This is a genomic window from Streptomyces sp. NPDC059524 (assembly GCF_042749255.1).
In the GTDB taxonomy this organism is placed as follows: Bacteria; Actinomycetota; Actinomycetes; order Streptomycetales; family Streptomycetaceae; genus Streptomyces; species Streptomyces xanthii.
The window spans coordinates 1-4,298 of the sequence record NZ_JBHYTK010000024.1 but is presented as its reverse complement, the minus strand read 5'-3'; the positions used below and the strand labels follow the sequence as shown (position 1 = coordinate 4,298).

At 73.1% G+C, this 4,298-nt stretch carries 3 protein-coding genes and 1 pseudogene; 2 read left to right on the top strand and 2 right to left on the bottom strand.

Going from position 1 to position 4,298, the window contains the following annotated elements; all coding sequences use genetic code 11:
- Nucleotides 1-633 (top strand): virginiamycin B lyase (locus ACFW9D_RS09900; RefSeq protein WP_384619844.1); only part of this gene is annotated, 633 nt, incomplete at its 5' end.
- A gap of 34 nt (nt 634-667) precedes the next feature.
- Here the strand turns inward: ACFW9D_RS09900 and ACFW9D_RS09895 are convergent.
- Nucleotides 668-2,314: an ABC-F family ATP-binding cassette domain-containing protein gene (locus tag ACFW9D_RS09895; RefSeq protein ID WP_188341917.1), complete on the bottom strand. Its 1,647-nt coding sequence runs from the start codon at nt 2,312-2,314 to the stop codon at nt 668-670.
- Between the two features lie 494 nt (nt 2,315-2,808).
- Between ACFW9D_RS09895 and ACFW9D_RS09890 the strand changes: the two genes are divergently transcribed.
- On the top strand, nt 2,809-4,212 hold the full coding sequence (locus ACFW9D_RS09890) for an MFS transporter (protein WP_384619842.1): 1,404 nt from the start codon (nt 2,809-2,811) through the stop codon (nt 4,210-4,212).
- 22 nt (nt 4,213-4,234) lie between these two features.
- Here ACFW9D_RS09890 and ACFW9D_RS09885 read toward each other — a convergent pair.
- Nucleotides 4,235-4,294 (bottom strand): annotated as a pseudogene (locus ACFW9D_RS09885) (hypothetical protein); the annotation flags it as partial.
- Nucleotides 4,295-4,298: the final 4 nt, after the last annotated feature.

The following is a 4,298-nucleotide window of genomic DNA, read 5'->3' as shown; positions in this document are numbered from 1 at the left end:
GACGGCCGGTCCACTGCCTACGCGAGCGGGTCGCCGGACAGCGGGCCGTTCGGGATCGCGGCGGGCGCGGACGGCGCCTTGTGGTTCACCGAGATTAACACCGACCGGATCGGCCGGATCACGGTGGACGGTGAGGTGGGCTGGTTCGAGCTGCCGTTGTCGGGCGCGTTCCCCTCATTCATCACGGCCGGCCCCGACGACGCCCTGTGGTTCACGCTCAACCGGGCGGACGCGATCGGCCGGATCGGGCTCGGCGGGGACGTCACGGTCCACGCCCTGCCGACCGCGCAGGCGGCACCGGTCGGGATCACGGCCGGGGCGGACGGGGCGCTGTGGTTCGTGGAGATCGGCGCGGGGCAGGTGGGGCGGATGGCGACCGACGGCACGGTCCGGGAGTTCCCGCTCCCGGACCGCGCCTGCCGGCCGCACGCCGTGACCGCCGATCCCGGCCGGGGTCTGTGCTGGTTCACCGAGTGGGCGACCGGCCGGGTCGGCTCCGTCACGCCCGACGGGCGCGTCGAGGAGTACGAACTGCCCGGCCCGGGCGCCGAACCGCACGGAGTGGCCGTGGCACCGGACGGAGCGGTGCACGTGGCGCTGGAGACGGGCCAGGTCGTCCGTATGACGCCGTGACCCGCCGCCGGTCCGGTGGGCCCCGCTCGCGGGCTCACCGGATCGCCCGCACCTCCTCGGGGTCGGTCTCGCGCAGCTCGCCGTCCAGGAGGATCCAGCGGGTGATGCCGATGGAGTCCAGGAAGGTCAGGTCGTGGCTGGCCACGACCAGGGCGCCCTCGTAGGACGCCAGGGCGGTGGTGAGCTGGCGGATGCTGGCCATGTCGAGGTTGTTCGTCGGCTCGTCCAGCATGAGGAGCTGCGGGGCGGGCTCGGCGAGCATGAGCGCGGCGAGGGCGGCCCGGAAGCGTTCGCCTCCGGAGAGCGTCCCGGCCTGCTGGTCGGCCTTGGCGCCGCGGAAGAGGAACCGGGCGAGGCGTGAGCGGATCCGGTTGTTGGTGGCGTGCGGGGCGAACCGGGCCACGTTGTCGGCGACGCTCGCCTCCTCGTCGAGCACGTCGAGCCGCTGTGGCAAGAAACGCAGCGGCACGTGGGCGGTGGCCTCGCCCGCCACCGGGGCCAGTTCCCCGGTGATGGTGCGCAGCAGGGTCGTCTTGCCCGCGCCGTTGCGTCCGACCAGCGCGATCCGCTCGGGTCCGCGCAGCTCGAACTCGCCGTCCACGCGCGCCCCGTAGGCCAGTTCGAGGTCGCGCAGGGTGAGCACGGTGCGGCCCTGGGGGACCGCGGTGCTGGGCAGGTCGATGTGGATCTCGTCGTCGTCGCGGACCGCTTCCACGGCTTCGTCGAGGCGTTCCTTGGCCTCGGCGAGTTTCTCCTCGTGCATGATGCGGTGCTTGCCGGCGGCGACCTGGGCCTGCCGTTTGCGTTCGCCCATGACGACCTTGGGCTCGCGCTTGGTGTCCCACATCTTCTGGCCGTACCGCTTGCGGCGGGCCAGTTTCACGTGGGCGTCGGCCAGTTCGCGCTTCTGCTTCTTCAGGTCGGACTCGGCGACGCGCACCATGCGTTCGGCCGCCTCCTGTTCGGCGGCGAGGGCCTCCTCGTAGGCGGAGAAGTTGCCGCCGTACCAGGTGACCTCGCCGCCGCGCAGATCGGCGATCTGGTCGACGCGGTCGAGGAGTTCACGGTCGTGACTGACGACGACCATCACCTTGGACCAGCCTTCGACGGCGGTGTAGAGGCGGCGGCGGGCGTGCAGGTCGAGGTTGTTGGTGGGTTCGTCGAGGAGGAGGACGTCGGGGCGGCGCAGGAGCAGTGCGGCGAGCCGCAGCAGCACCGATTCGCCGCCGGAGACCTCGCCGACGGTGCGGTCCAGTCCGATGTGGCCGAGGCCGAGCTGGGAGAGGGTCGCGGTGGCGCGCTCCTCGACGTCCCAGTCGTCGCCGACCGCGGTGAAGTGCTCCTCGCTCGGGTCGCCGGCCTCGATGGCGTGCAGGGCGCGGCGGGTGGCGGCGATGCCGAGGGCGTCGTCGACACGCAGGGAGGTGTCGAGGGTGACGTTCTGCGGCAGGTAGCCGATCTCGCCGGACACGCGCACGGTGCCACTGGCCGGGGTCAGTTCACCGGCGATGAGCTTGAGCAGGGTGGACTTTCCTGACCCGTTGAGGCCGATGAGGCCGGTGCGTCCGGGGGCGAAGGCGACCTGGAGCCCGTCGAACACGGGGGTGCCGTCCGGCCAGCCGTAGTGCAGGCCCGCGACGGCGATCGAGGGCGCGGAGAAGTCGGGGTGAGTGGTGGTCATGGGGCCTCGCGGTTGCTCGGTGCGAACGGTGGGGGTGCAACGCGTTCGAGACACCGCGGGTGCGACGACGTGTGGAGGGTCCCGGTCCGGCGGTCCGGTCGGGACCGCGCGGCAGAAGGTCGTACGGGGGACGGCTCGCAGCGCCGAGGTCGCACACGATGCGTCGGCGCACCGGCGCGGGAAGGCGCGGGTGGCATGACGCGGCGGTGCCTCAGGACCTCAGACGAGCAACGTCCTACTCCGATCGACGACAACAGGATCGCTATACAGCGTATAGGAGAGTGTGAGTGGTGTCAACGGCACCGGCGGCACAGCCGGTCCCCGGTGTTCGAGGTGTGCCATGGGCGGTCCTCCTGCACTGGTCGGCCCCCGTTGTTTCCCCCTCCCCCGATGGACAGGCTCTGCGGCCCGCTTCGAGCGGGGCTTGAGCCGAGGCTGAGTCGCCCCTGGGACGGTGCCGGAACAGACCCCGTCCCCGGAGCCGAGGAGGCCCCATGTCCGCGCAGACCACCGAAGCGCCGGCGCCCCCGCCGGCCGGGGCCGCACCGGCACCTCCCGGCACCCGCCGCCCGGCCCGCCCGGGTCTCGCGCTCGCCGTGATCGCCGGATGCAACGCGATGATCCAGCTCGACGACCCGATCGTGAACATCGCCCTGCCCGGACTCCGCGCCGAACTGGGCCTCTCCCCCGTCGCCACGTCCTGGATCGTCACCGCCTACCTGCTCACGTTCGGCGGTCTGCTGCTGCTCGGGGGCCGGGCCGGGGACATCCTGGGCCGCCGCAAGGTGTTCCTCGCGGGCGTCGGCCTGTTCACCGCGGCCGCCCTGCTGCGCGGGGCGGCGACCTCCGGCGAGTTCCTCGTCGCGGTCCGGGTGGCCCAGGGAGCCGGTGCGGCGCTCGCGGCGCCGAGCGGCCTCGCGCTGGTCCTGTCCATGTTCGCGCCGGGCCCGGCCCGCAAGCGGGCGATCGCCGTGTGCACGGCGACCGGCGCCGTCTCCACGGCCGGCGGGCTGCTCCTCGCGGGCGCGCTGACCTCACTCGGCTCGTGGCGGTGGGTGCTGTACCTGGACGTTCCGCTGGGCCTGGCGATCCTGCTCCTCGGCCCGTTCGTGCTGCGCGAGACGGCGCCGAACCCGGGCCGCTTCGACCTGGCCGGTGCGCTGGTGTCCGCGCTGGGCGCCGGGGCGCTGGTGTACGGGCTCGGGCAGGCCGCGGAGCGGCCGTGGGGCGATCCGGCGGTGGTGGGCTGTCTCGCGGCGGCGGTGGCACTGTTCGGCGTGTTCGCGGTGATCGAGCGGCGGGCGGAGCAGCCGATCGTGCTGCCTCGGCTGTTCACGGACCGCGAGCGGCTGCCTGCCTATCTGGCGACGCTGGCGATCCCCGGCGCGCTCATCGGCACGTACTTCTTCCTCAACCAGTTTCTGCAGGGCGAGCACGGCTGGTCCGCCCTCGCGACCGCGTGCGCGCTGCTGCCGCTGCCGGTGACCATGGCGACGACGGCCCTGGCCGCGGTCGGCCTGGAGCGGCGCTTCGGCCCGAAGCGCCTGATGGCGGCCGGTGCGACGCTGCTCGTCCTCGGGAACCTGTGGCTCGCGACCCTGGACTCCTCGGCCCCGTACGCGACCGGTGTGCTGCCGGCTCTGGTCCTGCTGGGCGCCGGCATGGCCGCGTGTGTGCTGCCGCCGACGCTGATCGCCACGTCGAAGCTGCGCGACGGCGAGGCGGGGGCGGCGTCCAGCGTGCTCAACTGTCTTCAGTCGGTGGGTGGTTCGATCGGCCTGGCCACCCTGGTGACGGTCTCCGCCCGAGGTGGCATGCAAGGCGGCTTCCTGGCGGGTGCGGGCTTCGCGGCGCTGGCCCTGGTGGCCGCGTCGCTGCTGCGCCGCCGGTCGCACTGAGACACACCGCAACGCAACAGTGGACGGCGACCACGTCCGCGTACCGGTCGCCGACGAGGTCCTCTACGGCGTCCACGGGCAGTCTG

Bases quoted from the DNA above. Each gene is read 5' to 3' on its own strand.
- ACFW9D_RS09895 (WP_188341917.1), bottom strand. From the start codon at position 2,314: ATGACCACCACTCACCCCGACTTCTCCGCGCCCTCGATCGCCGTCGCG.
- ACFW9D_RS09890 (WP_384619842.1), top strand. From the start codon at position 2,809: ATGTCCGCGCAGACCACCGAAGCGCCGGCGCCCCCGCCGGCCGGGGCC.